We start from the raw sequence: 24,520 nt of genomic DNA, 5'->3' as shown, positions 1-24,520 counted from the left end.
AACCTTCCTTGTTTAACTTTATGTTAGTGATAAAATTATTTACTGCAAGCTCCTATATTAGCATGCAGCTATGTTATGGTTTAGTTTGATGGCAAACTCACTGCTATCACTAGCTACCAAGCATACTTATTTAAAGGTTGTTTAAGACTGTTTTAAGACGCTTTAAATATAATTAAAAGGAATTTTATCAATATGCAAAGACTATTAGGCACAATTTTATTATTGGCAGCCAGCACTTTATCATTTAACTTATCCGCTGAAATTTATACCTGGACCGATAAAAACGGTAAAGTTCACTTTAGCGATAAACCTATTTCTAATGAAAACGTCACCATAATAACGCCCAAAAAAAATAATAATATTGCCAACCCTGTCACCATAAATAGTCAGTGGCAACAAGACTATAATAAAACTAAACAAGCAAAAGCTGAGCGAGCTCAAAAAGAGGCTAAATTAGCATACAAAAATAAAGCCTATTGTAATCAAATGAAAAGCGAACTTGCCCTCATTAATCAAGGCGGCCGTTTTTACATGATGTCACCCGAAGGTGAACCTAGCTTTCAAAATGAAGAGCAACTAAAGACAAATAAGAAAAAACTCACTAAAGCAATTAAAAAGACCTGTAGTTAATTTTAAAAAGGTTAACTCAGATTAAGTCCTCCTAGGTGATATATATATGTGAGGTGTGAACTCATGGCAAGTAAGTTACCTGTTATAAACATTAAAGCGCAGAGTAATCACCACGCGCTTTTTTTAATGCTTACTGCACTCATACTATTTATTACGACCTTAGTCTTTAGTCTGAGTTATTGGCGACAATTTCAGTTAGTGCTAACCTTTATTTACTTGTCTGAACTAGTGATATTTATAACGGGTTTAGCTAAATATCTACAACCGAAATATAGCTTAAGCCTTAACCCTAAAGGAATAATATACCAGCACAGTTGTGGTCACTGGCAAGTTGATTGGCTGCAAATCAAGCGAATTTCTTTAATGAATGAAACCTTAGGGTTTGAGCAAATACAACTTCCTTTTATTGGCATTCGCTTAATACAGCTATCGATACTGGCCAAGCAGATTTCCCCGCGTTTAGCTAATCGACTAATCCATGAACAAAGGCCTCTGTTAGCCCTAGCTATTAAGCTGAAGTATCTTACCCTTGAGCAAAGTCAATTAAGCTTCGAAGCATTTGAATTACCTTCAGGTGAATCAATCACCGGGCCCTTAGCAGCATTCCTTCATCACAGTTCAGTGTTACATCAAGCCTTGGGCTATCATTTATTTATACCCGAAACGGCCATGGACCGCGAGCTTAATGAGTTTTGCACTTTACTGAAACAATGTATGAAATCTTCTGTTGAATATAGCTAAGAAAAACATTTAGAAACAGCGCTGCCCTCGTTACATAACATCGCTAAAGCGAAACCTTAGGCATTTTTTCAACGAGTAAATCAATAAAGCAGCGCACTTTAGGTGATAAATGTTTTCTACTGGGATAAATAGCATAAACATCAATAATTGGTGAGAGATAGTCACTGAACAGTATCGCTAATTTCTCTTCTTTGAGGGCTTGCTCCATAACAAATTCAGGTAAACGACAAATTCCATGGCCAGCAAGTACCATGGCCAACTCCATACTAGCGCTATTGCATAATAATTTGGCCTTTACTTCAACTTGGCTTTCAGTGCCATTGCTTTGGCTATAGATCCACTTATTGGCTTGCTTGGCATTACTGTAACAAATGCACTGGTGTGACTTAAGTTGCTCGATAGTTTTAGGTCTGCCAAAGCGTTTAAGATAATCATGTGATGCTACGGTATAGCCTTTACAGCTATATATTTTTCGGCAAACTAAACTAGACTCCGCCAACTGCTCTGTTGCTCTAATGACTAAGTCAAAGCCATCTTGCACTAAGTCGACATGCCGATCATTTAAGTCTAACACCAGGTTTACTTCCGGGTACTGATGCATAAACTCTGACACCACGCCTTGCAAATGATTTTCTGCTAACGAAGTCGGACAACTCACCTTAAGCACACCTTTAGGCTCAATATGGCTTTGTTTTAATAGCGATACTGCATCATGAGCATCGAAGACTAGCTGCTGACATTGCTCATAATACACTTGCCCTTCGGGGGTTAAACTAATAGAGCGGGTAGTTCGGTTTAACAAACGAACACCCACACGTGCTTCAAGTTTATTAAGGGTTTTACTGATGTAGGAATTTGAATGACCTGTTGCTATCGCTGCGCCAGAAAAACTGCCACACTCTATCACTTTGGTAAAGATAACCATGCCATCGAATAGCTTTGAGTCGTCATTATGAGTCATATGGAAATAGTCTTTCTCATTTAAGGGTATTAATTACGTTCGGTTATAGTTATATACTACTTACATCTTGAGTTTAAGCCAAAGTGTTTAGTCACCTATTTACCAGTGAATGAAGCATTTAATTAAACATTATAAACAGTTAAAGGACGCACCATTATGAAATTATTAGCCTTCGCCGCCAGCAGCAGCTCAAAATCAATCAATAAACAACTTGCCACTTACGCAGCCTCATTAGTACCCGGTGCCTCGGTAGAAATTTTAGACATTAATGATTATGAAATGCCTTTATTCAGTCAAGACAGAGAAGACGAATTAGGTCAGCCTGATGCCGCTAAAGCATTTTTCGCTAAACTAGGCCAAGCGGATGCCATTATCATTTCATTTGCTGAGCATAACGGCTCTTATACCGCCGCTTATAAAAACTTATTTGACTGGACTTCTCGCATCGATATGAAGTTGTTTCAAAATAAACCTATGGTTTTACTGGCAACTTCACCAGGTCCTGGCGGCGCTAAAACGGTATTAACCGCAGCAACGGGTTCAGCCCCTTATTTTGCCGCTGATGTAAAAGCGAGTTTATCAATCCCAAACTTCTTTGATAATTTCGATAGCGAAAAACAAGTAATTACCAACCCGGCACTACTTGATGAATTACAGTCAGCCCTTGCTCAACTAAGCTAAAACTTGGTAATTATTAAGCTGCTTTAGTAAATAAAGCAGCTTTAACTCACCTGAATTCGCTTTACTTAGCTTTAACTTCAACGACCAACTCAAGTGATAACTTAAGCCCCCATACAAATGATAGTAGCTATAACAATTCCCCCCCAAGTAGCCATTAACGTCTTCTATTGAATCGGTAAAATATATTTGAGTAAAACCTACTCCAGTCGATTCACGTTATGAGCTATAACTTTTTACCTTACCTTATACTAATTCCAATAAGTTTTTTCCCACTCGGCGAGATTGAAAAGGCTTAGAGGCAAGGCATTGATTGAAGAGAATGGTTATTCCCTTGTCAAAATCAATAACGCAGGCTGTAAGCCTTTTAAACTCGCCCTTCAGGAGTTTNCCAGCGATTAGATAACCGCACACAATTTCTTTGATATAGAGTGACTATATACACAAAAATTCTATTTGTTCTCAAAACGCTGACAAGCTCTGAGTGGGAACTAATTTAATGGACTTGGTATTATTACACTTCCCCCCTTGAATAGTGTGACCAGTTAGCATAAATTGAGTTACATTATCTTTGCTCAATACCCAATGATTACTCTATGACACCAGTTAGCTACTTCCCGCACAAAAATAATGAAATGTATGTTGACGATATTGCTATTAGCGATATTGCCAAACAGGTAAAAACTCCTTTTTATTGCTATTCAAGTACAGCCATCGAGACAAGTTACCAAGAGTATAAAAATGCTTTTAGCGCTCAAGATGCTCTGGTTTGTTTTGCGGTAAAAGCAAACAGTAACCAAGCGGTACTTGCTACCTTAGCTAAATTAGGCTCTGGTGCGGATGTAGTATCTATGGGTGAGATTCGCCGTGCTATTGCAGCAGGCATTCCAGCCAATAAAATTGTTTATTCCGGTGTTGCTAAAAGCCAAGAAGAAATTCACTACGCCTTATCTTTAGGTATTCTGCAATTCAATGTCGAATCTGAGCCAGAATTAGAATTAATATCGAAAGTAGCCACGTCACTTAACACCACTGCGGCGATTGCTTTTCGTATTAACCCTGATGTTTGTGCGCAAACCCACGCAAAGATTTCAACAGGAAAAGCGGAAAATAAGTTTGGCGTGCCTATTTCAAAAGCGCGTATTGCTTATAATCAAGCGGCAGCGTTACCTGGCATAAAAATTCAAGGTGTAGATGTACATATTGGTTCACAATTAACTAGCTTGGCTCCTTTTGCAGAAGCCTACCAACGTATTGCGGAACTTGTTACTGAGCTTAGGTCAGATGGTCATGACATTAGCGTGGTGGATGTCGGTGGTGGTTTAGGTATTACCTACCTTGATGAAGTTATTCCTAGCAAACAGACTTATGCCGAGATGGTCAAAGCCCAACTTGGCCACCTTAACTGTAAAATAATTCTTGAGCCCGGCCGTTCACTTTTAGGTAATGCCGGTATTTTGGTATCCAGTGTCGCGTTTGTAAAAAATGGTGAAGAGCGTCAATTTTTAATGCTAGATGCTGGTATGAATGATTTGATCAGACCCAGTATGTATGATGCATATCATCAAATTATTGCCGTCAATAAAGGTGAACGTGAGTTAAAAACCTATGATGTCGTTGGCCCTGTTTGTGAAACGGGTGATACCTTTGCCAAAGCGAGGCAAGTACATGAATCCGATGCCGGTGATTTAATCGCAATTATGAGCAGTGGTGCCTATGGCGCAGTAATGTCATCAAGCTACAATACCCGTTTATTAGCGCCAGAAGTGATGGTGAAAGGCAGTGAGTTTGCGGTAATAAGAAAGCGTCCTAGTTATGAAGATATTATCAAACAAGATATTACGCCAAGCTGGCTGTAATATTTACCGCAATGAACAATGACTAAGAGTTAGAACTTAGAACTATTAATTAGAGCTATCACTTAGCAGTCAATCAGCGCATTGGCTGCTAGCCTCTAGTATTACTCACTTCTGTTTGTAAAACACCTAAGACTCAATACTTAACACCAGCTTGCTTCAGCCGCAGGCTGTTTTAAATGCTCTTCAATATTTGTCAACAACACTCGATAACCAACATTGCCATAAAGTACCTGCCTACCGTTATCGATAATATAAGATGGACTACCTTTTAATGATAAAGCCCTGGCTTGTTGGTAGTCGGCCATTAATAAAGCCATGGCGCTACCATCATTTAGCGCTTTATTGACAGGCTCAAGCGCAATACCCGCTCTCTCCAGTAATAAGAACAACAGGGGTAATTGCGAAATATCTTGGCCATCAATATAAAAGGCTTGGCGGATGAATAACGCCAATTCAATACTTTTATCTTTGCCATAACTCAGCTCAATGGCTTTAAGCACTAGATGCGCATTAGCCGAGGTAGTCGGACGAACTTTATGCCAGATATTTGGATTTATCTGTGCATCAGGATAAGGCGCAGCGGAGTCAACAACATGCTTAGCAAAACCGGCATAGCCTCCACGCTCAGCCCATTGCTTGGGTATTTTATTAGCTGCATCGCCAAAAACATCAAGGTAGTGGTAACGTATTTCGATTTTATTGCTTAGCTTTTCATTCAATTCATCTATTCTACGCTGGGCAATCCATGCCCATACACATAAAACATCACTGTAATAATCGATAACAACTGTGGTTGCCATACTTTACTCCTATTTTATAAAGTTTTTAATTCCAACGAACTAATAGCAAGTATCCAACATTTGTTAGTTAAGTAAATGCACGACAAATATCATCAAGACTTGAGCTAATTACAGAGACATTGACATAGCCTACCCGCTTTAATTGCTCGGCAGAAAGAATAGCCCTAGCACCTGTGGCACAATGTAAAAATATTGGCTGTGTTTCATTGGGGTAAAGTTGTAACATTTTCATTTCAACTAAGCCTCGAGGAATATTGATGGTGCCTTGAGCTGATTTTTCAGCATATTCACTGGGCTCACGGACATCAATTATCACACCCTGCTCTTTCTTAACCAGCACGACCGCTTGCTCTGCACTAATAACAGTTAATGATGCTCGTGCTTCTGCGATTACTTCCGGTATTGTTTTTAACATTTTAATTCCCCTTTGAGTGTTTGGTAAAACTGATTAAAGCTAATATATACCAAACGGATTAGTCATCTTTAAAGCCAAGCTTTCTAAATACAGACATCATAAAGCAGAGCTTAGTGAAAGATGACAGTATTAAATTAGTTGCTATAAAAGCAGTAAACCAAAGCCAGTCTTGGCTGTAATTAACGACTAAATAAAGAGATAGTAAGACAAAAATACCCGCAGTTAATCTTAGAGCTTCGTTTATAGTCATAGTGCTTCCTGTTGATTTATAGATGTAATACCCGTTCCACTTGAAGATGCTTGTTTCAGGAAGACTGAGCAATTCATAATCAAGGCGCATTTTTTATTAATGGTTATTCCCTTAATAAGAAATGCAACGTAGAGATATGACTTGCCTAAGGCGTTTTTAATTCCAGCTGAATCCTGCATTTTCAGGTGGAACGGGTATAAATTGCGGTTAGCCTTTAATAAATTAAGTTGGCTTGAACCTTAACCCAAGCTTTAAGCTTTGAGCTTAATGCCAATACAAACATTAGCATTTACTAATATTAAAAACAACACATTAGCCTTTACTAATATAGAAAGCAAGTATAAAGTAAAACTCTTGCTACAGAGCCAATAACAATGGAAACCTGATGAACAGTGAACAAGAAAAACTGCTTGAAAATGCCCAAGAAGTTGCTGGTATTTTGAAACAACTATCCAATCCTTACCGGTTAATGATCCTTTGCTGTTTAAGCGAAAGTGAACTTACTGTCGGTGATTTAAACCAGCGTATCGACCTTTCACAGTCAGCACTATCTCAACACCTTGCCAAACTCAGAGAAAGTAACATAGTGACCACAAGGCGTGAGTCGCAAACTATTTTATATCGTATTGCCAACCCGAAAATTGCCGACTTGTTAGTGGTACTACATGAGAAGTTTTGTCGGGATTAGTGTCATGATTAATCCTGGTTAGCCTGTTCAAGGCATCTAGAGAACAAGCGTTAAATAAATTAACAGAATGATATATATTGTTTAATTTACCAGTTTATAAAAATAAGCTTAATTTATTAAGATTTTTTCATTTACATAAGCTTACAAGTTGGCTGTTTTGCAAAAATTTGATAGGATCGCGGCAATTTTAATACCCTCTACATTTTAATCGATCAATTATCATTTTTTAAGGATGAACATGAAAACTAAAATGGCTACTGCCGCACTGCTTTTATTACCTTTTACCGGCCAATATGCCTTGGCAGAAGAAGCTGTTGATGAAGAAAAATCAACGTTAACTATTTCGGCCGAGTTAGGTTTTTTATTTAAAACGGGTAACACTAAAAGCGGTGATATCAAAGCCGGCATAAATATTAAACATGAAGAAGGACGATGGTTAAACTTATTAACTTTTAATGCCCTGGCTAAAAAACTTGAAACAGAAGATGAATTTGAAAGCACAGATAATAAATGGGATATCCTAGGTCAGACTAACTACTCGTTAGAAGAAGGTGGTAAAAACTATCTTTACGGCAGCGCTTATTATCAACAAGATAAGTTCAGCAGCTTCGCTTACCAAACTTCCGCTTCATTTGGTTGGGGTCGTCACTGGTGGGAAACTGAAACCAGTTCATTTTTCGCTGATATTGGTCCAGGTGTAAAGTACGACGTAATTCGCGCTATGCCGGCAACAGAAAATGATGCTGCTATTATTGAAAAAGGTGAAACAGCGGCAATAGTACAAGCACAAGCTTTATATACTAAGCAAATCAATGAATTTGTTGAGTTCAAACAATACTTTGTTGCTAAGCAAGCCTTTGAATCTGATAAAAACAGTGTTTATAAATCAGAAACATCACTAACAACTAAGTTAATTGATTCATTACAATTTAAATTCGCTTTTCGTGTTGATTACGATACTCAAGTAGAAGAAGGCTTTGAAAAAATGAACACTGAGACTTCAGTAACTTTAGTTTATAGCTTCTAAGCTAAAATCGATAAATTACTAAGTTAGCGATAACTGCTTTTTACGCGCTTAATCTCAGAAAGCACGACAAAGCATTACAAAATATTAGCAAAGGCTGTCTATTAACTTTAATAGGCAGCCTTTTTTGTGCCTCAATAAACTTAATTTTTGCAGAGACGAATACCAAGTCATTAAATTATTACTCACTTGTGCTGGATAAAATACGCCATGTCAGCGTTGCTCTCAATCACACACGCCAGCTATTGCTCAATCGAGCGCCTTGCCCTGAAGTATTTTCCCTATGTACAACAAAAGCCAAACTTAATGAAACTGGTATAAAACAAAAACCAGCCATAAAGGCTGGTTTTTTTATTCGTTCACTAGCTAACTAACTAGCGATAAATTACTTACCTAATTGGTATTAAAACTGGTTAGAGGTATTTTTCTCGCCACCGGCTTTAAGGGCATTTTCACCAGCAAAGTATTCTTTGTGATCATCACCCATGTCAGAGCCTGACATGTTTTGATGTTTAACACAGGCGATGCCTTGACGAATTTCTTTACGTTGTACACCTTCAACATAACCCAGCATAGCCGCATCACCAAAGTACTCTTTTGCCAAGTTATCAACAGACAATGCAGTGGTGTGGTACGTAGGCAATGTGATTAAGTGATGGAAAATACCTGCTTCACGCGCAGTATCCGCTTGGAAGCTACGAATTTTGTCATCTGCAGCGGTCGCTAATTCAGTATCATCATAATCAACATTCATTAAATCTGCGCGAACATAAGCAGATGTATCTTCACCCGCTTGTTCCATGGCGTCAAATGCCTGTTGACGGAAGTTTAGCGTCCAGTTAAATGATGGGCTGTTGTTGTAAACCAGCTTAGCATTAGGGATTTCTTTACGTACTTCGTTCATCATAGCAGTGATATCAGCAACGTTTGGTGTCGCCGTTTCAATCCAAAGTAAATCTGCGCCAGCTTTAATGGCTTCAATACTGTCAAATACACAACGCTCTTCACCGGTGCCTTGGCGGAATTGGTATAAACCAGAAGGTAAACGCTTAGGACGAACTAACTTACCGTCACGATTAAAACATACATCGCCTTCAGCCATATCAGCTACATCAATCTCTTCAACGTCTAGGAAAGAGTTATAAATGTCGCCTTGATCGCCTGGCTCTTTAACCACTGCAATTTCTTTAGTAAGGCCTGCACCTTCAGAATCTGTACGTGAAACGATAATACCGTTGTCGATACCTAGCTCTAAGAATGCATGACGTAATGCGCGAATCTTAGAATGAAAATCTGCGTGAGGTACAGTTACTTTACCGTCTTGATGACCACATTGCTTTTCATCAGCAACTTGGTTTTCAATTTGCAGCGCACAAGCACCCGCCTCAATCATTTGTTTAGCCATTAGGTAAGTCGCTTCAGCGTTACCAAAGCCGGCATCAATATCAGCAATAATTGGCACAACGTGAGTAACGTGATTATCTATTTTATCTTGGATAGCTGCTTTATCATCATCGTTTGCTTTATCTAATTCGCGGAATAAACCGCCTAATTCACGTGCATCAGCTTGACGCAAGAAAGTATAAAGCTCTGCAACTAAAGACGCGACAGATGTTTTTTCATGCATTGATTGATCAGGAAGAGGACCAAATTCGCTGCGCAGTGCCGCAACCATCCAACCTGAAAGGTATAAATAACGACGGTCTGTTTTACCATCAAAATGCTTCTTGATAGAAATCATTTTTTGTTGACCAACAAAACCATGCCAACAACCAAGAGATTGGGTGTACTTAGAGCTATCAGCATCATAAGCATCCATATCTCTACGCATAATATCTGCTGTGTACTGAGCGATATCTAAGCCTGTTTTAAATTTATTTTGTGCTCGCATACGAGCAATAGACTCAGGGTTAATAGCATCCCAAGAGCTACCTGCTTGTTCTTTAATTGCTTTAACCGCTTCTATTGCACTTTGATAGTTAGACATATCATTCTCCAAGAGTCTTGTTGTAGATAAAGTTATCGTTATAAATAATTATTAGCATTGGTTGTTAACCTCTCACCCTAATGTTTCATTACTTAGGTTCAATACCTAGAAATGAATGTCAAAAAGTAAGCTTTCATGCCGGACTACAAAAACAATAACTCATGCTTAGGGTATTTTTGAAATATATAATTACAATGACCGGTATTCACAATGTGAATACTCAAGCGTATTTATGACACTTATCGACCAGTTTTTATCACTTAAATCACAAAAACTCATTGAATTAGCCCTGTTTATAGCTTATATCTACCTGACTTATATTTATTGAGAGAGCCATCAACGACATGAATATTTCTAAAATTGATTTGAATTTACTTATTTATTTAGACGTATTATTGCGAGAGAAGAATGTTACTCGGGCCGCAAGCCAACTTAACATTACTCAACCTGCAATGAGTAATGGCTTAAAACGACTAAGAACGTTATTTAACGACCCTATTTTAGTGCGTACTTCTGATGGCATGGTACCGACAGAGCGTGCTCGCGCTTTAGGACCAAGCATTCGTAAAATATTGCTTGAGTTAGAAGAAGCCTTGCAAGGTGAAGAAGAATTTAACGAATTAAAAAGTCAGCGAGTTTTTAGGATAATGGCCAGTGATTATGCCGCTTCAACGTTGATCCCTAAACTACTAAGGGCTTTAAATGAAGTAGCACCTAATATCACCTTAGACATTATGACGCCAAGTGATGTCACCTTTCATGATGTAGAGGCTGGTAAAATTGATATGGCGATTAATCGTTTTGATGAGTTGCCACAATCTTTCCACCAAAAAGCGATTTGGCGTGACTCTTTTTCTTGTTTATTAAATGCTGACAGCCCATTAGTCAGTAAATTTAATTTAAATTCTTACCTGGGTGCTAAACACGTCTGGGTGTCAAAAACAGGTTTTGGTGTCGGCGTGGGTATGGACCCTAAAGATGTACAAAAACTCGGCTGGGTTGATGAAGCACTGGCCCGCTTAGGTAAGAAACGTGACATTAAGGTGTTTACCCGTAACTACCATGTTGCCATGCAATTGGCTTATGAAGATAACTTAATTGCCACTTTACCAACAAAAGCGGCGATGTTACATAAAAATGACAGTAACTATACTATTATAAAACCGCCCTTTGACATCCCGGAAATAGAGTTAAAAATGATCTGGAGTCCCTTATTGCATCACGACGCCAGCCATATTTGGTTTAGACAATTGGTTATTGCTGCCGCACAAGAATGCCAAGAGAATCAATAATATTCCATGAAAAATGTGCTTTATACCCTTTTTGCCATCAGTATTAGTTTATTGCTCGGAAAACTTGCTCACCATTTATTGGCAGGTTTGCCGGCAAGCTTATACGGCATGGTTATTTATGCCCTCTTTTTACAGCTAAACTGGTTTAGTGCTAAAAAAGTTACCGCGACCAATCAGTGGTTAGTTAGGCATATGGGGGTTTGTTTTGTCCCAGCAGGCGTAGGGGTAATTAATCACTTTCAATTAATACAAGAACACGGTGTAGCATTGATTGCTATTATTTTCAGCTCGACCTTTATCTTATTGACGGTTATCGGTTACCTCAGTGAACGCTTGCTAACTAAGCAAGTACCTAATGATGACAATTCATCCATGAGTCAAAAATAATGCTTACTCGCTTACTTATTGACTACCCAGTTCTGGCAAGTATAACCATCATATTAATTACGGTGGCAAGCTATCAATTAGCAGCCAGTCAGCAACAAAAATGGCAAACCATTTGGTTAAACCCTATGCTGATAACCATCGCTTTATTGGTGCCTCTACTGCTTTTTTTTGATATTAACTATCAACAATATAGCCAAGCGACTTACGTACTTAACCTTATGTTAGAGCCCGCAATTGTTGCCCTAGGCTTCCCCCTTTATCAACAACTTAGACAGATAAAGTTTCATTGGCGAGAAATTATGTCTATTTTAACCTTAGGTATTATTGTGGTGATAACAGTGAGCTTTATTATGGCAATGATATTTATTAAAGCACCTGAGATAGCCATAGCTTTATCGCTTAAATCTGTTACTACCCCTATTGGTATTACTTTAACTGAGCAATTGTCCGGAGATAGCTCAATCACTACTTTTGCCATATTGATAGCCGGGTTATTTGGCGGTTTACTCGGGCCTGCATGGCTGAGCTTTATTGGCGTTAACTCAGCAAAAGCTCAAGGATTAGCAATAGGCAGTGCTAGCCATGCTATTGGTACCGCTGTGTTAGTTAGAGTGAGTGCTGAGCATGGTGCATATAGCTCAGTTGCATTGATTTTATCCGCATTACTCACTGCACTAATCAGCCCTTGGCTAATACCGCTATTACAGCAATTATTTAGCTAAACGTTGTTGATATTAGTCACTGTAAGTAAGTAAAAACATCACCATTCATAATATGAATGGTGTTTATCATGAAGTACAATAATCTCATTCAATGTAGCTAAGCTAGGTTAACAATATAAAGTTAACCTTATTTAACAACAACTTAACAACCATCAAAATAGAAACAACCTTAATATATATCGCTTTAGGGCCTGGAGGTACTATTGCCAGCAGTGATAATAAGCCCTAGGATTATCATTAAGATTTATTTACCGCTCTGTTTCAAGGTTATCATCCTAAAATGACCTTTTGAAATAGAAACTTTCATAGCAACATTCTTAGGGGCTGTTGATCTTTCGCGGTTAAATTTTGTTCGAGCTAAAAGCGTTTTATTCGCGGCGAGTAGTGTGTAGCCTAGTCATTCTACGCAAATATTACTCAACAATGAAGAAAGCGCTTTTAGCCGAATCCTTCGGACAGCGTTTGTTGCGCATTTATACGGCGTTATCGCCTTTTTATGTGGAATAACCACATTACAAAGGCTCTGCCTTGTATAAATACCCAACAATTCGCTGCAAAAAAAATCTAGGAAGTTCAACAGCCCCTAATACTTTTAACAGCAAGTTTTTGAAATAAGGCCAAGTAATAATGCCATCGACAGTAACCATAGAAAATTTAACCGTAAGCCAATGTCTTTTTGATTTTATTGAATATGAAGCATTGCCTGGCACCGCCATTAGTTCAAGTCACTTTTGGCAGCAGTTTTCAAAAATAATTAATGACTTAAGTCCCGAAAATCAACAACTGTTAGTAAAGCGTGATGTTTTGCAAGCAAGCATAGATAATTACCACCAAGACAATAAGCCGCTTAACTTTTCACACTATAAGCAATTTTTAGCGGATATTAATTACCTTGTTCCCTCTGTAGATGACTTTAGTATCCACACCTCTAATGTTGATAATGAGCTAGCTCTGATGGCAGGGCCGCAACTTGTTGTGCCAATAATGAATGCTCGCTTTGCATTAAACGCAGTAAACGCACGTTGGGGTAGTCTATATGATGCACTTTATGGCAGTGATGCCATCAGTTATGAGGATGGCGCCGAGGCAAGTAAAGCTTATAATCCAATACGTGGTAAAAAGGTGGTCACTTTTGCCAAAGAGCATTTAGATCAAGCGCTGCCACTTGTTTCTGGCAGCCATACTCAAGCCGTTAGTTACCATTTAACCGAGCAACAATTGATGGTTACTTTAACTGACGGTCAACAAACCGCCTTAAAAACACCGTCAGCTTTTATTGGCTTTACTGGCAGTATTAATAAGCCAGAGTCATTGATGTTTATTCATAACGGCTTACATCTTAGTTTATTGTTTAATGACAAGAGTGTTATTGGTCAACAAGATGCTACGGGCTTAAGTGACATAGTGCTTGAGTCGGCTTTAACAACCATTATGGATTGTGAAGATTCAGTCGCTGCTGTAGATGGTGAAGATAAAGTATTAGCTTATCGTAATTGGTTAGGTTTAATGACAGGTAAGTTAACTGCCAAGCTAAACAAAAATGGTCAAAGCATCACTCGTACCATGAACGATGATTTTAGCGTGCAAACACTAAACGGCGATACCGTGACCCTGAAAGGTCGCAGTTTAATGTTCGTTCGTAATGTCGGCCATTTAATGACAAATAATGCCATTATCGATAGCCAGGGTAATGAAATACCCGAAGGCATACTCGATGCAATGATCACATCTTTGGTGGCCTTGCATGACTTAAAAGGTAATGGCGAATACTGTAACAGTAGTGAGGGTTCAATTTACATTGTTAAGCCAAAAATGCACGGTCCTGAGGAAGTGGCTTTTGCTGATACCTTATTCTCTCGAGTGGAAAAGGCTTTGTCATTACCAAGCAATACCATAAAAATGGGCATTATGGATGAAGAAAGACGAACCAGTGTCAATTTAAAGAATTGTATTTATGCCGCCAAAGATCGCGTGGTATTTATCAACACCGGCTTTTTAGACAGAACCGGCGATGAAATTCATACCTCTATGATGGCCGGTGCGATGGCAAGGAAAGCGGATATAAAACTAACGCCGTGGATTGGCGCCTATGAAGATAACAATGTTGATGTCGGACTTGCTTGCGGCTTTAGCCAAAAGGCGCAAATTGGTAAAGGTATGTGGCCAATTCCAGATCAAATGTCGAACATGTTGGCTACTAAAATAAATCATGTCGAGGCCGGTGCGAATACCGCATGGGTACCTTCACCTACCGCAGCAACGCTACATGCTCTGCATTATCATAAAGTAAATGTGTTTGCTTTACAAAAACAGCTGAGTCAGCGTAAAGCCGCCAATATCGACGATATTTTAACCATTCCACTTGCAGAAAATACTAACTGGAGTGTGGCTGAAATTACTGCAGAGCTAGACAATAATTGCCAAGGAATTTTAGGTTATGTAGTACGTTGGATAGATGACGGTGTCGGATGCTCTAAGGTACCCGATATAAATGATGTCGGTTTGATGGAAGATAGAGCAACCTTACGAATTTCCAGTCAACATATTGCTAATTGGCTGACACATAACATTTGTACTACTGAACAGGTACAAGCAAGTTTAGAGAAAATGGCCCGTATTGTTGATAAACAAAATGCAAGTGATACTAGCTATCAAGCAATGAGCGATGACTTTAGCCATAGTATTGCTTTTAAAGCCGCTTCTGCTTTGATATTCAAAGGAGCTAAGCAGCCTAATGGTTATACCGAGCCTTTACTGCATCAATATCGTTTGGAAAAAAAACGTCAACTAAGTTAGCTCTGAGCCTTAACCTTAATTATAGTTAGGGCATAGCTAAGTTCTAGCTAGGATAGAGATGAAGTTAGCATCAGCTTACAAACTTAAAAACTAACAACACTGGCGTTATGGTTACCTCAACCTTAACGCCAGTGTTGTTTTTATTTAGCCTCCCTTTGGCAAACGTATGGGCGATTAAAGTAGCCTAATAAATTTTATTGTTACTATTTCAAATAATTTGAAATATTTATCATCGGTAACAGTTCTATTTAAAAGAATGTTTGGGTAAAATAACGGCTAACATTGCGAAAGAACAACTCTTTTAGCGGCTTTTGTTATCTACCGTATGAAAGAAGCAACTTATCTCAACTTGCTAGCTTAATAATCAAACAACCAGTAAAGTAACATTTGTAACAATTGAGTAATGTTAAATAATAGATAAAGCTCAGAGGTAGAGTGCGACCAGGACGTAATCAGCACAATACTTAACCAATATATGGACAAAACTAAAAGGATATAGGCAATGAAATCAATTAAATTACTATTAGTTAGCTTTACGATCACATTCGTAACATTAATCAATATTACGCCTGCACTCGCCACGCCTTCAGTTGAAATACAGTATTTAAAAGTTAACCATATTTTGAGCCATCCATACAATAATTATAATATTATCAATCTAGTAGAAAGTAAACATAGCAAAATAACTAGTCAATACCGTAATAATTTTTCTACTGGTTTAATTCTGTCAAACCCTGCGATATTCACCGAAGAAAACTCACAGTTAACCATGAATGTTGTCAGTAAATCTAATGAGTTTTTTAATAGCGCTATGGTCTTTAGTGACAAACTAAACCAATTTATTTCATATTTCACCGCGCCTGTTAAAGGAAATACTGCCGAGCAGCTAGCGTCACCATCGACAAGCAAAGTGATAAAGGCAAAGTGTAAGAGCCAGAAAAGCTATAGTTTATAGCCCTAAATTGCATGCACAATATGCATAAATATTCTATCCCAACTCCTTTTCTCGTTATTTATCTTGCCACTGCCTCCGCTTAAATAAAAGTAACTAAGAATACTCCCAAGCGACATTTTAAGTTACTCTGCTATATCAATTTTTATAGCTTGCCTTATCCATGAACAAAATAAAAAAAATACTCACTGGCTTCTTACTTATCAGTTTATTAGTGTTAGCTACGGCATTAACTTGGCTTTACAGTAAAGTTGATAGCGCCTTACCACTGTTAGACGGGAAAAAAACCGTTTTTGGTTTAACTAAGACGGCAGTAATTGAGCGAGACAAACAAGGTATTGCCACGATAAAAGCTAAAAACAGAGCCGATATTTCTGTGGCGCTAGGATTTGTTCATGCACAAGAACGATTCTTTCAGATGGATCTGTTAAGGCGAAACTCAGCCGGTGAATTGGCAAGCCTATTCGGCCCTATAGCACTGGATTATGATAAATCAATCCGTAAACATCGCTTTCGTGATCGCGCCAGAGCAATTGTAGCTCAGTTGCCGCAAGAGCAATTTGATCTAATTAAAGCCTATACTAGAGGCGTCAACCAAGGATTGAAGTATTTAAACTCATCGCCTTTTGAATACTTGCTGCTACAGCAAGAGCCTGTGCAATGGAGTGAAGAGGACTCAATCCTTACTATTTTCAGTATGTATATAGATCTTCAATACCACGACGGTAAACGCGAACGTACACTCGGTTTGATGAAAGCTGTTTTATCCGGTGATGTTTACGCATTCTTAGATCCCAAAGGCAGTATATGGGATGCCGCAATTGACGGTAGTCATTTACCTCCATCACCTATGCCAACAGGGGCTTGGCCTTCCGCATCAAGCGTTAACATCGATAGCAGCAATGACACAAGATTAACTAACAATACAGAGTTAGTTAACAATATTGAAAATAGATACCAAGGCGACCACCTGCCTGGCTCTAACTCCTGGGCCATTTCAGGAGCGTTGAGCGCGACAGGAAGTGCCATATTAGCTAATGATATGCACCTTGATATTCGTGTACCTAATACTTGGTTTCGTGCTTCTTTTGAATATCCACATATTAAAACTGAGGGTTTAAAATCCGTTACTGAACAAATTAAAGTTACTGGCGCTACCCTGCCAGGCACGCCGAATATGGTTATTGGTAGCAATGGAAATATTGCTTGGGGCTTTACCAACAGCTACGGCGACTATAGTGATGTGATTGTGCTAACCAGTAATGCTGATGACAGCCAATATTTAACTCCTACAGGCTACCAAGACTTTACTTTTCATAAACAAGTAATCGCCATTAAAGGTCAAAAAGGCCAAGAGATCACCATAAAGGAAACAATCTGGGGGCCTGTTATTGGTAAAGACCATCAAGGAAATTCACTTGCCTATCGCTGGGTTGCCCATGATAAAGAAGCTGTCAACTTAACGGCTATTCAATTAGAGCAAGCGAAAACGGTAGCGCAGGCTTTAAATATTGCTGCTCGCTCAGGTATTCCTTCTCAAAATATACTGGTAGCGGATAAAGACGGTTCAATTGGTTGGACTATTATGGGGCCAATCCCCAACAAGAAAGGCACAATTGGTGAAACACCTCAATCGTGGAGTTCAGGGGATAATAGCTGGCAAGGTTACTTAACCCCGGCACAATATCCTAATATTCTAAATCCAGAAAATCAAAGGTTATGGACGGCTAATTCCAGAGTTGTTGGCGGTGAAATGTATGCAAAACTTGGCAATGGTGGTTATGCCCTGGGTGCTCGTTCAAAGCAAATTAGAGATAATTTACTCGCCCAAGAACAATTTGACGAACAAGCCCTACTTAACATCGGCTTAGATGATAAAGCCATTTTCTTGCAACGCTGGCAGCAATTTATTCTAGAGACAGTATTAACCGAACAAGTACTTGCCCAACATAGTAACTTTGCGCAAGTAAAGAGCTTGTTAACCGGCTCAGATGAATTAAGAGCAAGCATTGACTCGGTTAGCTATCGCTTAGTTCGTAATTTTAGAATTAACCTCAGAGACAGTGTTTTCTTCGAATTAAATACTAGTTTAAAAAATATTGAACAAGCTTTTAATTTCAAGAGCATCCGCCACCAAATAGAAACGCCGCTATGGCAACTAATTAATGAACAACCTGAGAACTTTATGATGTTAGGAGCACATAGTTGGCAAGAGGTATTTACTCAGGCACTCGCGTTAACCATTACCGATATGTCGAAAGGCCAACCACTAAGTGCTGCGACTTGGGGTCAACAAAATAGCTCGGCGATTAAGCACCCGCTGAGTAGTGCCCTGCCTCTATTAAATTATTGGCTTGATATGCCAGGCAAAGCGTTAGCGGGTGATAGTTATATGCCAAGAGTACAAGGCAAAGCCTTTGGCGCCTCAGAACGTATGGTGGTATCGCCAGGTTATGAAAGTGACGGCATATTTCATATGCCGACGAGCCAATCGGGTCATCCATGGAGTCCTTATTATGGCGTTGGGCACAGTGACTGGGAGCAAGGTATTGCTTCGCCATTTTTACCGGGAAAGACACAGTACAAGTTGACCTTAGTTAGCTATTAATTTTTTCGGACGAGTTAACTAAATGGGCACCAAGATAACATTCAATGACGAATAAAATTCAATAACGAGATAAACCATGACTATTTTAATTATTTGCTTATTTATAGCACTACTTTTACCACTGCTGGCAAAAGGCCCGGTGGCTTTTGCTATGGCTAAACTTGGTGGCTACAATAACAATCACCCAAGGGAGCAGCAAAGTAAATTAACAGGGTTTGGTGCGCGAGCCCTAGCAGCCCATCAAAATGCTTTTGAGTCAGTTATTCTTTTCGCCCCTGCTGTCATTTTAGCGCTGGCAACAAACAACATGCAGCAAACTATAGTAGTGTTGGCCGTAGTTCATGTTATTGCAAGAGTGCTTTATAACATTTTCTATTTGTTAAATATTAGCCTGTTAAGATCAATAGTATGGGCTATAGCCACCCTATGTAGCTTTGCTATTGTATTTCAATGCATTCCCTAAATAGCACTGATTAACAAAAAACGTCTAAAGAAACAGTTGACACTATTTAGCTAAGCTAGCTAGAGTAACTACTCAAACCAAACGGTCAATCAACAATAAAAAGGTAAACAAGTGAGCGAGAAGTTAGATTTAAATGAGATACGACAAGAGATAACGCTTTTAGATCAAGATTTATTAGCCTTGTTTGCCAAACGTCGAGCGTTAACACTTAATGTTGCCAAGAGTAAGGTTCAACAAATACGCCCTATTAGAGATCAACAACGCGAACAAGAACTGTTAATACGCTTAATTAAGCATGGTAAAACCTTAGGTTTAGATGCTCACTATGTTACCAGTGTATTTCAAACCATTATTGAAGACTCGGTATTAAATCAACAAGCTTACTTGCAAACATTAGCCAATCCTGACATTCAAGTGCCAACAGTAAGCGTAGCTTTCTTAGGTGATAAAGGTTCATATAGCTACCTTGCTAGTCATCGCTATTTTTCACGTCGAGCTGAGAAAATCATTGAATCAGGTTGCCAAAATTTTTCTGACATCTTAAATCAAGTAGAATCAGGGCAAGTAGATTACGGCATGCTGCCGATAGAAAACACTAGCTCTGGTAGTATTAACGAAGTTTATGATTTACTACAGCATACCAACCTCTTCATTGTTGGTGAAATAACACAGCCAATAGAGCATTGTCTGCTAACGTCGGTAAATACAAGCTTAGCTAAAATTAAAACTATATACGCACACGGGCAGCCCTTTGCACAATGTAGTAACTTCCTAGATAAGCAAACGGGCATTCGTATTGAGTATTGTGATAGTACCGCTGATGCCATGGCAAGAGTTGCTGATTTACAAGATGAGACCACTGCTGTTATAGGTAGCGAAGAAGGTGGTCATCTATATCAATTACACGCGTTAGAGCAATCTATAGCCAATCAAACTGAAAACCATTCTCGCTTTATTTTAGTCGCTCGAAAAGCCATTGAAGTGGCAGAACAAATACCAGCAAAAACCGCTATTATACTCTCAACGGGTCAAAAAGCCGGCGCTTTAGTCGAGTGTTTATTAGTGCTGAAAGATAAAGGTATTAATATGTGCAAACTTGAGTCTCGCCCTATTCAAGGACGCCCTTGGGAAGAGATGTTTTATATCGATGTCGAAGCCAATTTAAAGACTTTTGCTCTACAAGAGGCCATTAACGATATTACTCCGCATACGAATTTCATTAAAGTGCTAGGCTGCTACCCTATAGAACATATCAGCCCAACAAGTGTACCCAGTAGCGAGCTATAAAGTGTAACCACATTAATACGGCTATATATCGTTAACCTCGACGATATATAGCCGTAGTCAGTTTTCGGGAAAAGTATTATAAATATTAGCTAAGCTGCATTGGTTGCTCAATAATAATACAGAAAACGGCACACAATTTTAAAGCCCCTCCAAAGCGTAGACTCAATTTTTCAATGTGTCTAAAGTCAACTGTCATAGCCTATTTGTTAACTTTCATGATTAAGCTGCGGGACTTTTGAAAAAAGAGTTATTACACCCATAAAAAATCAACATAACAGACAAAAAATACCAACTATTTATAATACATAGCTAGTCAGAAAAATTAATTTTATCGCATTATCCATTTTTATTAACTATAACTATTTATCCGGACAATAAATAAAAATGGACTTTTATGTTTAATGTCACTTTTACAAAATTCAATAAGCAAAAACTGCCGCCATCTATTCTTTCTCATAAATGGCAAAAAGGAATCACACTACTTGAATTGATGACGAGCTTAGCAGTCACCTCAATATTAGCTGCAATTTCCTTACCTAACATGAACGACTTTGTCGTGCAGATTCGAGTCGATAATGAAATATCTATGTTACAGCGTTTACTGCTCACAACTCGAAACGCAGCAATAAATAGTGGCGAAAAGGTAATAATGTGTCCACTAACCGAAGGTGGACAATGCACCACTAACTGGCATGAAGATCTGAGTGTTTTTATTGATAGCAATAATAATAAAACCTTTGAAATAGCTAATAATGAAAGACTAGTCGTGACCAAAGCAGCCATTAAATTAGGTGATCAACTAATTTATGGCAAAGGGCGAACTATGGTTGCCTATCAACCATCAGGGCATCTAACGGGCTTAAGTAATGGTACCTTTCGTTATTGTCCACTTGGTCATGAAGATAAATCTAGAGGCATTGTCATCGCACGCTCCGGGCGGCTTTACGTAACTAGTGATATTGACAACGACTCAAAAGATGAAACTCGTATGAATAAAGAAATAACATGTAATTAAAAAATTCTATCAAGACGATAGCAAGCAATATTGTTTTCATAGCTAACGTAACTAGCCTGATACAGTGGAAAATGCTATAACAGGTATTATCGCAGTATCTGTTAGGTCATTAATCATGGAACAATTTCCCCTCCAATCAGCCAAAATAAAACACCTCACTAAGCAAAGTAAAGGTTTTAATTTAGTTGAGCTGATGATCACTATTGCGATCGCTGGTATCTTAAGCATGATTGCCCTGCCCAGTTTCAATGAATTTTTAACAAGAATGCGTGTTGATAATGAAATAAGCGAAATGCAAAGACTTTTATTAACAGCTAGGAACATGGCGATAAATACCGGAAAAAACACGACTGTTTGCCCACTTTCAGCTGGGGCTTGCACAACTAATTGGCAAGGTGTAATAAGTGTATTTACCAACGATGTTAATACATTAGCTAATAGTAATGCCTTTGCCGCTAATGATGAGTTAGTTAAAATAAAAGAAGCGGTAAAATCAGGCGATAACCTGCAATACACTCAACAAAGCGTTATTTACACACCAACAGGCCGCTTATTAACCACGGCTGCTAGTTTTATTTATTGCCCCCAAAGCGGAGCTGGTAGAGGTATTACTGTTTCTCTTTCAGGTCGAAGCTATACTAGTTCAGATACTGATCACGACGGTATAGAAGAAGACAGAAACGGAATAGAAGTAGATTGCAAATAAAAACTTAATTGAATAGCTAGAGCTAAAACTGAACTCTAAGATTAAAGCCGAACTATAAGTTAGCGTCCAGTTTCACTATCAACTATTTTTGCTCTGCTGCCAGTAAAATCATCATTTGATAACACACATTCATGAGTTTTGTAAATTTTAACTTTTTGTTTTGAGCCAGGCACCATAATTTTGTGACCTGTGATTGATTTTGACAAACTTGAGACTTTACTTGTAGGTATATTCCAAAAGCTGATAATTTGTTCACCTCCGACTAACTCGACGAAACATTTTACATCTATTTTTTTATCTTCTTTTACGGTCTCTTGTGCTTCTACAACAAGGCTACACGCCAACATAGTCATTAAAGGTATAATTTTCATAATAGTTTTTGTAAAAACACTCATATTATTTCTCCCAACATTTTTCAGGATTTTAAGTTCCTACATAATCAATTTTACAACGAACACCGCCTGAATCATTTCCTTGATTTTTCATTTATGATAATGGTAGTTGTTTACGCCGACACTAAAATCACATAAATTTTTGACTGAGTTTCATAATTTTGTCCATGTTTAATCCATCATATATTCGGCATACAATCGTCTATCAACGAATACTTGTTCTTGTAAATTAGCTAACTTTATATATTTACCTGTTGTGCTTCTAAGCTATTAAAGCCAAGAACAAAATCTGTGTATGACGGGTAAGCTACTACCGCTAAAATCTCGATAATAGTTAAGGTGATAAATAATTCTACTAAGTAAAAGCATAGATTATTTTCTGTTGATTTATGATCAGCTTTCCAAAACAATAAACTTGTAGCTTTAACTTACTGCTCTTCTGTAACATACAGATAAGTACGCATTGTTTTCAAATCAAAGTCTACACCGATAATTTTTCTGCCAACAATGAGGTTTCCTGTAACTTCTGATTTAGGGTCATCAGGATCATCCGGTAATACAATTAATGTCGGAGACCCTAAGAACTGCTCACTTATTAGTGCTATTCTATCTGTTCGATTATCAGAGCTCTCTGAAAGCCAATTATATCTTTTTGTGCCTAATGCTAAATCAACTGCATATAACCAGCCCTTGCCTGTTGGCGGTTTACAATCAACCAACTCCGCCGAAAACTCTGGCGGTGTGAATGAGGTGTAATAAGCAATACCATTAATAACTATAGCCGCTGAAGTACTCTTTTCACCTGTTTGAGTGAAATCAATAAACCAACCAGATTGTGCACTTACCTCTAGCTCTAACGTTTCTCTTGCTTGGCTAGTCATTGTCGCGGCAAAACGATCAGTGGTAAAATCAAATAAATTAGATTTCCCAATTACAGTTGGTGTTGAAGGTGTGCTAGTGTCAGAAAATGTTTGTGTTTTTATATGCTCATCTTTAATCATAAAGAAACTATCCGCAGTATCTGTACCTAATGGGTTCGACCTATCACCACTACCAATTAATACCGCATCATACGGTTTTTCTTGGTGTACGGTAATAGTAGTAGTTACACCATCTTCATCAACAACTTCTGTTTCAATAGTTTCAGCAATAAAGGTTCTTACAATAGAAGGTTCATAAAAGAAACGTCTATCTGTGGAATTCGTACTCCCACCTAGGCTAGCTAATTTAAACACTGAGAAATCGGCTTTGTTATCACCTGGCATATCAACACGCCAAACATTACCACCAGTATCTCCAGTATATAACCTATCAACTAAGCCATTACCATTACTGTCTAATAAGCCAATACTTGAAGGAATACTATCCGTACCGGCAAAAGTAGTGTCTGCACCGCTGGGTGCCATGCTCCACTTTAATTCACCTGTTTTAGCATCAACCATGTATACAGATCGACCTTTACTATCGCTAGTACCTGCGTTATCACTATCTTTATTGGTATCATAACCACCACCAAAGAAAAGTACCGGACTAGCAACATTACCTCTTAAATTGAGTTTCGAAAAACCAACTTTAGGCTGCGACCACGTTTGGCCTAACTCCTCAAAGTCAGTACTGCCACCTTTAATATGCCACATTAATTTTGGCGAGTCTGGACTACTGATATCTAGAGCATAATATGAATCACCTCCACGACGTAAACCAAAGAATATCCAGACAGTATCCCCTGTTTCGATAATACCATCGCCATCCTTGTCATTTACATAAGAAGTGATTTGACCATCAATACCATAAATTTTGCTGGCAGAAGAAAAGTTATCTCGTAACCCCCCTATGTTTGTAAAAAGCTCTTTTGGCAAAAAGGCCC

General features: G+C 38.4%; 23 protein-coding genes and 1 pseudogene. 17 read left to right on the top strand and 7 right to left on the bottom strand.

Features of this window, described 5'->3' with window-relative positions:
- Positions 1–192: 192 nt before the first annotated feature.
- Both HRT50_RS01155 and HRT50_RS01150 read left to right on the top strand, forming a co-directional pair.
- The gene (locus HRT50_RS01155; protein WP_291610476.1) at positions 193–630 is read left to right on the top strand and encodes a DUF4124 domain-containing protein; all 438 of its coding nucleotides are present in this window, start codon (positions 193–195) and stop codon (positions 628–630) included.
- Positions 631–693: 63 nt separating this feature from the next.
- Entirely contained in the window at positions 694–1,371 is a 678-nt protein-coding gene (locus HRT50_RS01150) for a DUF2982 domain-containing protein (protein WP_291610474.1), read from the top strand.
- A gap of 43 nt (positions 1,372–1,414) precedes the next feature.
- Here the strand turns inward: HRT50_RS01150 and HRT50_RS01145 are convergent, their stop codons facing one another.
- Positions 1,415–2,332 (bottom strand): LysR family transcriptional regulator, encoded by a 918-nt coding sequence (locus tag HRT50_RS01145; protein ID WP_291610472.1) that lies wholly within the window; start codon positions 2,330–2,332, stop codon positions 1,415–1,417.
- A gap of 156 nt (positions 2,333–2,488) precedes the next feature.
- Here HRT50_RS01145 and HRT50_RS01140 point away from each other — a divergent pair, with 156 nt between their 5' ends.
- Together HRT50_RS01140 and lysA are read left to right on the top strand one after the other, a co-directional pair.
- Positions 2,489–3,013, top strand: a complete 525-nt coding sequence (locus tag HRT50_RS01140; RefSeq protein ID WP_291610470.1) for an NADPH-dependent FMN reductase — start codon at positions 2,489–2,491, stop codon at positions 3,011–3,013.
- A gap of 593 nt (positions 3,014–3,606) precedes the next feature.
- On the top strand, positions 3,607–4,869 hold the full coding sequence (lysA, locus tag HRT50_RS01135; RefSeq protein ID WP_291610468.1) for a diaminopimelate decarboxylase: 1,263 nt from the start codon (positions 3,607–3,609) through the stop codon (positions 4,867–4,869).
- Positions 4,870–5,009: 140 nt separating this feature from the next.
- On the opposite strand, the gene HRT50_RS01130 is transcribed toward lysA, so the two are convergent.
- From HRT50_RS01130 to HRT50_RS01120, 3 genes are all read right to left on the bottom strand, one after another.
- The gene (locus tag HRT50_RS01130; RefSeq protein WP_291610466.1) at positions 5,010–5,669 is read right to left on the bottom strand and encodes a DsbA family protein; all 660 of its coding nucleotides are present in this window, start codon (positions 5,667–5,669) and stop codon (positions 5,010–5,012) included.
- 67 nt (positions 5,670–5,736) lie between these two features.
- Positions 5,737–6,084: a rhodanese-like domain-containing protein gene (locus tag HRT50_RS01125; RefSeq protein WP_291610464.1), complete on the bottom strand. Its 348-nt coding sequence runs from the start codon at positions 6,082–6,084 to the stop codon at positions 5,737–5,739.
- A 58-nt stretch (positions 6,085–6,142) separates the two neighbouring features.
- Positions 6,143–6,334, bottom strand: coding sequence for a DUF2892 domain-containing protein (locus HRT50_RS01120; RefSeq protein WP_291610462.1), 192 nt, complete (start codon positions 6,332–6,334; stop codon positions 6,143–6,145).
- A gap of 385 nt (positions 6,335–6,719) precedes the next feature.
- Between HRT50_RS01120 and HRT50_RS01115 the strand changes: the two genes are divergently transcribed.
- Both HRT50_RS01115 and HRT50_RS01110 read left to right on the top strand, forming a co-directional pair.
- Entirely contained in the window at positions 6,720–7,022 is a 303-nt protein-coding gene (locus HRT50_RS01115) for a metalloregulator ArsR/SmtB family transcription factor (protein ID WP_291610460.1), read from the top strand.
- A 238-nt stretch (positions 7,023–7,260) separates the two neighbouring features.
- Positions 7,261–8,049, top strand: coding sequence for a YdiY family protein (locus HRT50_RS01110; protein ID WP_291610458.1), 789 nt, complete (start codon positions 7,261–7,263; stop codon positions 8,047–8,049).
- Between the two features lie 400 nt (positions 8,050–8,449).
- Here HRT50_RS01110 and HRT50_RS01105 read toward each other — a convergent pair whose 3' ends face one another.
- Positions 8,450–10,033 (bottom strand): isocitrate lyase, encoded by a 1,584-nt coding sequence (locus tag HRT50_RS01105; RefSeq protein ID WP_291610456.1) that lies wholly within the window; start codon positions 10,031–10,033, stop codon positions 8,450–8,452.
- A gap of 344 nt (positions 10,034–10,377) precedes the next feature.
- Here HRT50_RS01105 and HRT50_RS01100 point away from each other — a divergent pair, with 344 nt between their 5' ends.
- From HRT50_RS01100 to HRT50_RS01050, 11 genes and pseudogenes are all read left to right on the top strand, one after another.
- A complete protein-coding gene (locus HRT50_RS01100; RefSeq protein ID WP_291610454.1) occupies positions 10,378–11,325 on the top strand; it encodes a LysR family transcriptional regulator in 948 nt (315 codons plus the stop codon).
- A gap of 6 nt (positions 11,326–11,331) precedes the next feature.
- The gene (locus HRT50_RS01095) at positions 11,332–11,712 is read left to right on the top strand and encodes a CidA/LrgA family protein (protein ID WP_291610452.1); all 381 of its coding nucleotides are present in this window, start codon (positions 11,332–11,334) and stop codon (positions 11,710–11,712) included.
- Positions 11,712–12,434 carry an LrgB family protein gene (locus tag HRT50_RS01090; protein ID WP_291610450.1) on the top strand — a complete coding sequence of 241 codons (723 nt, stop codon included), beginning with the start codon at positions 11,712–11,714 and terminating at the stop codon, positions 12,432–12,434. The genes HRT50_RS01095 and HRT50_RS01090 overlap by 1 nt, the downstream gene beginning before the upstream one ends.
- Before the next feature lie 384 nt (positions 12,435–12,818).
- Positions 12,819–13,049, top strand: a pseudogene (locus HRT50_RS01085) (hypothetical protein).
- Between the two features lie 12 nt (positions 13,050–13,061).
- Positions 13,062–15,230 carry a malate synthase G gene (locus HRT50_RS01080; RefSeq protein ID WP_291610448.1) on the top strand — a complete coding sequence of 723 codons (2,169 nt, stop codon included), beginning with the start codon at positions 13,062–13,064 and terminating at the stop codon, positions 15,228–15,230.
- 502 nt (positions 15,231–15,732) lie between these two features.
- The gene (locus tag HRT50_RS01075) at positions 15,733–16,185 is read left to right on the top strand and encodes a hypothetical protein (protein ID WP_291610446.1); all 453 of its coding nucleotides are present in this window, start codon (positions 15,733–15,735) and stop codon (positions 16,183–16,185) included.
- Between the two features lie 160 nt (positions 16,186–16,345).
- Positions 16,346–18,790 (top strand): penicillin acylase family protein, encoded by a 2,445-nt coding sequence (locus HRT50_RS01070; protein WP_291610444.1) that lies wholly within the window; start codon positions 16,346–16,348, stop codon positions 18,788–18,790.
- A gap of 76 nt (positions 18,791–18,866) precedes the next feature.
- Positions 18,867–19,253 carry an MAPEG family protein gene (locus HRT50_RS01065; RefSeq protein ID WP_291610442.1) on the top strand — a complete coding sequence of 129 codons (387 nt, stop codon included), beginning with the start codon at positions 18,867–18,869 and terminating at the stop codon, positions 19,251–19,253.
- A gap of 111 nt (positions 19,254–19,364) precedes the next feature.
- The gene (locus HRT50_RS01060) at positions 19,365–20,540 is read left to right on the top strand and encodes a chorismate mutase (protein WP_291610440.1); all 1,176 of its coding nucleotides are present in this window, start codon (positions 19,365–19,367) and stop codon (positions 20,538–20,540) included.
- Positions 20,541–20,934: 394 nt separating this feature from the next.
- On the top strand, positions 20,935–21,555 hold the full coding sequence (locus tag HRT50_RS01055; protein ID WP_291610438.1) for a GspH/FimT family pseudopilin: 621 nt from the start codon (positions 20,935–20,937) through the stop codon (positions 21,553–21,555).
- Positions 21,556–21,670: 115 nt separating this feature from the next.
- On the top strand, positions 21,671–22,261 hold the full coding sequence (locus HRT50_RS01050; RefSeq protein WP_291610436.1) for a GspH/FimT family pseudopilin: 591 nt from the start codon (positions 21,671–21,673) through the stop codon (positions 22,259–22,261).
- Positions 22,262–22,320: 59 nt separating this feature from the next.
- Here the strand turns inward: HRT50_RS01050 and HRT50_RS01045 are convergent, their stop codons facing one another.
- Positions 22,321–22,656: a TapY2 family type IVa secretion system protein gene (locus HRT50_RS01045; RefSeq protein WP_291610435.1), complete on the bottom strand. Its 336-nt coding sequence runs from the start codon at positions 22,654–22,656 to the stop codon at positions 22,321–22,323.
- A gap of 425 nt (positions 22,657–23,081) precedes the next feature.
- Positions 23,082–24,520: PilC/PilY family type IV pilus protein (locus tag HRT50_RS01040; RefSeq protein WP_291610434.1), on the bottom strand; the 1,439-nt coding region annotated here is incomplete at its 5' end.

This window comes from Colwellia sp. (assembly GCF_013215345.1).
Taxonomy (GTDB): domain Bacteria; phylum Pseudomonadota; class Gammaproteobacteria; order Enterobacterales; family Alteromonadaceae; genus Colwellia.
This window is presented reverse-complemented; position numbering and strand designations above follow the sequence as displayed.